The organism is Muriicola sp. (assembly GCF_041567615.1).
GTDB lineage: Bacteria > Bacteroidota > Bacteroidia > Flavobacteriales > Flavobacteriaceae > Muriicola.
Map to the genome: position 1 here is coordinate 1 of NZ_JBFGBM010000182.1, position 5,131 is coordinate 5,131.

General features: G+C 47.6%; 7 protein-coding genes. All 7 read left to right on the forward strand.

The features are described from left to right. A partial coding sequence (locus ABYP73_RS11185) for a gliding motility-associated C-terminal domain-containing protein (protein ID WP_372974376.1) occupies positions 1-1,377 on the forward strand: 1,377 nt, incomplete at its 5' end. 60 nt (positions 1,378-1,437) lie between these two features. Beyond that, on the forward strand, positions 1,438-2,349 hold the full coding sequence (locus ABYP73_RS11190) for a type IX secretion system membrane protein PorP/SprF (protein WP_372974379.1): 912 nt from the start codon (positions 1,438-1,440) through the stop codon (positions 2,347-2,349). An 84-nt stretch (positions 2,350-2,433) separates the two neighbouring features. Then, positions 2,434-2,964, forward strand: a complete 531-nt coding sequence (gene idi, locus ABYP73_RS11195) for an isopentenyl-diphosphate Delta-isomerase (RefSeq protein WP_372946442.1) — start codon at positions 2,434-2,436, stop codon at positions 2,962-2,964. Continuing rightward, a complete protein-coding gene (locus tag ABYP73_RS11200) occupies positions 2,961-3,368 on the forward strand; it encodes a 6-pyruvoyl tetrahydropterin synthase family protein (RefSeq protein ID WP_372946443.1) in 408 nt (135 codons plus the stop codon). Before idi ends, ABYP73_RS11200 begins: the two co-directional genes overlap by 4 nt. A 3-nt stretch (positions 3,369-3,371) precedes the next feature. Beyond that, positions 3,372-3,827, forward strand: coding sequence for a peroxiredoxin (locus ABYP73_RS11205; RefSeq protein ID WP_372974377.1), 456 nt, complete (start codon positions 3,372-3,374; stop codon positions 3,825-3,827). A 5-nt stretch (positions 3,828-3,832) separates the two neighbouring features. Further along, positions 3,833-4,795, forward strand: a complete 963-nt coding sequence (locus ABYP73_RS11210; RefSeq protein WP_372974380.1) for a type I phosphomannose isomerase catalytic subunit — start codon at positions 3,833-3,835, stop codon at positions 4,793-4,795. Between the two features lie 65 nt (positions 4,796-4,860). Continuing rightward, complete coding sequence (locus tag ABYP73_RS11215; protein WP_372974378.1) at positions 4,861-5,130, forward strand: hypothetical protein; 270 nt, start codon at positions 4,861-4,863, stop codon at positions 5,128-5,130. The last annotated feature ends 1 nt before the right edge of the window (position 5,131 follow it).

A 5,131-nucleotide genomic window follows, 5' to 3' on the forward strand; every position in this document is an offset into this window, starting at 1 on the left:
GACGATATTGTGCAGTATACCCCATTTATCGATTATAACGGTCCGGACGCCTTTACCTACACGGTTTGCAATACACTGGGAGATTGCAGCACGGCTACAGTGAACATAGAAGTAACACCCTTTATGGATGCTGAGGATGATGCCGTGGCAACCGTACTGGATACCCCTATAGATATCGGATTCTGGGGTTCAAATGACAATGACCTGCCTAACAACGGAACGATCACCACAACCAATCCTTCCAACGGAACCCTTAACTGGGATGACAATGGTACGCCCAATGACCCGACAGATGACATGTTCACCTATACACCGAATCCAGGTTTTCTTGGGGCAGACGATTTTGTATATACCGTTTGCGATATGTCGGGGAATTGTGTCTCTGCAACGATTTATGTGTATATCAACGAGCCGGATGTGGACCTCGACGCCGATGATGACGGTATCCTCGATGCCTTCGAGGACCTGAACCTGGATGGGGACAACGACCCGTTCACTAACCCGACCGATACGGATGGGGATGGTATCCCGGATTACCTGGATATCGACAGTGATGATGACGGTATTCCGGATAACGTGGAGGCTCAGACCACTGCCGGCTATATCCCGCCTACGGGCCAGGATGAGAATGACAACGGCCTGGATGATGCCTATGAGGCCAATGGAAACCTCGGTATCATACCAATTGATACGGATGGAGACGGAATTCCGGATTATGTGGATGAGGATAGTGATGATGACGGGGTACCTGATAATATCGAAGGGCATGATCACGATCATGACGGGATTCCGGATGTGACCTTTATAGGATCAGATAAGGATAATGACGGTCTTGATGACGGTTACGAAGGAAATTCCACTATAGATGATGATATAAATGATGAGATAGATGACCCCTACAGGGATCTCCCAAATACTGACGGAGATGAAGAATCTGATTACAGGGATACGGATGATGATAATGACAGCATCCCGACCGTGGATGAGGATTACAACGGAGATGGAAACTACGCCAATGACGATGAGAACAATAACGGAACGCCGGACTACCTGGAACCCAATGCCATTGAAGCCGATATCGAGGTCTTTAATGTGGTAACCCCCAATGGGGACGGGATCCACGATGTGCTGGCGATACGCGGACTGGAGGATTACCCCAACAACACCATCAGGATCTATAACCGATGGGGAGTTCAGGTGTATGTAACCAAGGCCTACGATACACAGGGGAACGTTTTTGACGGAACTTCAGAAGGCCGTGTGACCATTGACCAGGAAAATAAACTTCCTGTAGGAACCTATTTCTATATACTTGATTACGAGGATAACACAGGCGCTATGAAATCCCTGACGGGCTACATTTACCTTAACCGATAAACCATGAAACCAAGACCAGCCATTACCCTGATAACCCAAGCCGCGCGATATTACCTGCCGATGCTGTTGCTGTGTTTTTCAATTAAGGTCAGCGCCCAGCAGGATGCCCAGTATACCCAGTACATGTACAATACTGTCAGTGTGAATCCGGGATACACAGGATCGAGGGGACATCTGAGTATTGCCGCCCTCTACCGGGCACAGTGGGTGGGCCTGGAAGGGGCCCCCAAGACCCAGACCTTTAATTTCCATACTCCCGTGGGATACCGCGGAGTAGGGATGGGACTTTCCATAGTCAATGACCAGATCGGGCCGACATCCGAGACTTATTTTGACCTCGACTTCTCCTATACCATCCAGCTTGCGGCAGAAAAAAGGCTGAGTTTTGGACTGAAGGGAAGTGTGCATATGCTCGATATACGATTCTCTGAGCTCAATCAGGACTGGACCAATCCCGGAGGTCCAGATCCTACCCTCCAGCAGGATATTCAGAATAAACTGTCTCCCAATATAGGAGCGGGGATCTATTACCATACCGATAAATACTACCTGGGGATTTCGGTCCCACGATTCCTGGAAACCTCTCATTTTGATGAATCTTCCCTATCAACGGCCACGGAGCAATTGAATTTTTATTTGATCACCGGATATGTGTTCCAGATGAATCCCCTTTGGAAATTCAAACCCACCCTCCTTACCAAGGTGGTACAGGGAGCACCCCTTCAGTTGGATCTTTCTGCGAATTTCATGTATAATGACAAATTCATCATGGGGGCCGCCTACCGCTGGGATGCTGCAGTAAGCGCCATGGCGGGGTTTCAGCTTTCTCCTGAATTCCTCATCGGCCTGGCTTATGACCGTGAGATCACCGAACTCGGGACTGCCCGTTTCAATGACGGTTCCTTCGAAGTGATCCTCAGATACGATTTTTTCAAGGTCAAAGAAAACCTGAAGTCGCCTCGTTTTTTCTGATCCCGGGATCCTCAGCGGTCAGATCCTTTAACATTTAAGATTCACTTAACCCTTATAAAAAGGGAAAGGTGTTATTTTTACCGGGTGGAAGAAAAAGTGATCCTGGTAAACGAAAAGGATGAGCAGGTAGGAACCATGCCCAAAATGGAAGCCCATGAGAAGGCTTTGCTGCACAGGGCGTTCTCTGTCTTCATCATGAATTCTAAAGGGGAGACCATGCTTCAGCAGCGTGCTGCCCACAAATATCATTCTCCTCTTCTCTGGACCAATACCTGCTGTAGCCATCAGCGGGTAGGAGAATCCAATATACAGGCAGGGAAAAGGAGATTGCAGGAGGAAATGGGATTCGAGACCGACCTTAAGGAACTATTCAGCTTTATTTACAAAGCACCTTTTGACAATGGTCTCACAGAACACGAGCTGGATCACGTGATGATAGGGTATCACGAAGGCGATCCCCGGATCAACAGGGAGGAAGTGGCGTCCTGGAAATGGATGAGCCCCGAGGATATAAAAGCGGACATGGAAAATTCTCCTGAATTGTACACAGCCTGGTTCCGGATCATCTTTGAGAAATTCTATGACCACCTCATTGAAAATATTCAGCCGAAATGAAAGTAAAGGTTAGTCGTAGAGCTCATTTTAATGCTGCTCACAGGTTGTACCGACCTGATTGGAAGGACGAAAAGAACGAAGCCGTATTCGGCAAGTGTAACAATCCCCATTTCCACGGCCACAACTATGAATTGATTGTGAGCGTGACCGGGGAGATCGATCCAGAAACGGGCTTTGTAATCGACGTAAAGATCCTGAAAGACCTGATCAAAGCAGAGGTAGAGGATGCATTCGACCATAAAAACCTGAATCTGGAAGTGCCTGAATTCAAAGACCTCAACCCCACTGCCGAAAATATCGCAGTGGTGATCTGGAACAAGCTCAGGCCCCATATCAAGTCTGCAGATGAGCTGGAAGTAGTGCTTTATGAGACCCCCAGGAACTTTGTAACTTTTTCCGGTTAACCCATGGGCCTTAAGAAAGGTGATAGGATACCGGATTTTTCCCTTACCGACCAGGACGGTAATACCTTCCATTCTTCAGATCTTATCGGAAAAAAGCCTTTGGTGATCTTTTTCTATCCCAGGGACAACACTCCGGGGTGTACCAAAGAGGCCTGTTCATTCAGGGACAGTTATCAGGAATTCACCGAAAGAGGAGCAGAGGTCATCGGCATAAGCGCAGATACTGAAACATCACATCGTATATTTGCGACTATGTATAACCTGCCTTTTATCCTGTTGTCAGACCCGAAGAACAAGGTCAGAAGATTGTTTAAAGTAGAAAAATCCCTGTTCAACCTCCTTCCCGGAAGGGAGACCTTTGTGGTCGATAAGGAAGGTTTTGTGGTCATGTCCTTTAACAATATGGGAGCCTCCGGGCACATGTCCAGGGCGCTCAAGGCAATAAAATCCATCTCATGAACAGTTTGTATCCTCTTAAATTTCATCCCATAATGAAAGAAAGGCTCTGGGGAGGAACCAAACTGGCAGACCAGCTGCATAAGCCAAGCACAAGTGATATCACAGGTGAAAGCTGGGAACTTTCCGGTGTTGAGGGGGATGTTTCCATCGTGGCAAACGGACCCTTGAAGGGCAATTCCCTGAATGAACTCATCCAAAAGAGAGGAGAGGAATTACTGGGCAGGTCTGTGGTAGAGCGTTTTGGCAAGGAATTCCCCATCCTTATCAAATTTATCGATGCCAAACAGGATCTTTCCATTCAGTTACACCCCCATGACGAACTGGCCCGCTCCAGGCATAATTCCTTCGGGAAAACGGAGATGTGGTACATTATGGATGCTGAGGATGACGCGAGCCTGATCGTCGGTTTCAACCAGCCGATGACCAGGGAAAAATACATCAGGAGCCTGGAGGATAAATCTCTTTTGGATTACATGAATTACGAAAAGGTAAAACCGGGGGATACCTACTTTATCAATACGGGAAAGATCCACGCGATCGGGGCAGGGGTTCTCCTGGCGGAGATACAGCAGACTTCGGATATCACCTACAGGGTCTATGATTTTGACCGCCGCGATAAGGAAGGCAACCTGAGGGAATTACATACAGACCTGGCCCTGGATGCCATAGACTTTGACCAAAAGGACGATTTCAGGGTCACCTACGACCGGAACGAGGAGGAGGTAAACCCCATGGTCGATTGTCCCTATTTCAAAACCAATTACCTCAACCTGAGTAAAGACTTTGTTATCGATACACGGGAAAGGGATTCCTTTACCATTCTCATGTGTGTACAGGGGGATGCCGATGTAGCCAATGAAAAGGGTTCTGCCTCGCTCACCAAGGGAGAGACCCTGTTATTGCCCGCCTGCTCCGGGAAAATCGAGATCTGTTCTAAGGGTTGTGAATTGCTGGAGGTTACCGTTTGAAAGTTGCGGGGTATATTTCTCAATACCATTCTTAAAGTTTACTTTTGTTGAAAACATTTTAAGAGATGGCAAATATTCGCGATTTAAAGAAAGACATCAATTACGTCTTGGGCGATATCATTGAGGCGGTGTACATCTTCGAGGAGTCGAACAATACTCCCGGTTCCAAGGAGTGTAATGAGATCATTGACAAGGCCATTGCCACCTTCGATGACCTGATAGCAAAGGTGAATCAGAAGAATGTGGAAAACAGGAAGGCTCACCTGAAGGCAGTTCGGCAAGAACTGGAAAAGCAAGCCACCAGCCTGGACAACAAACGGAACAAAATGGGCTAGC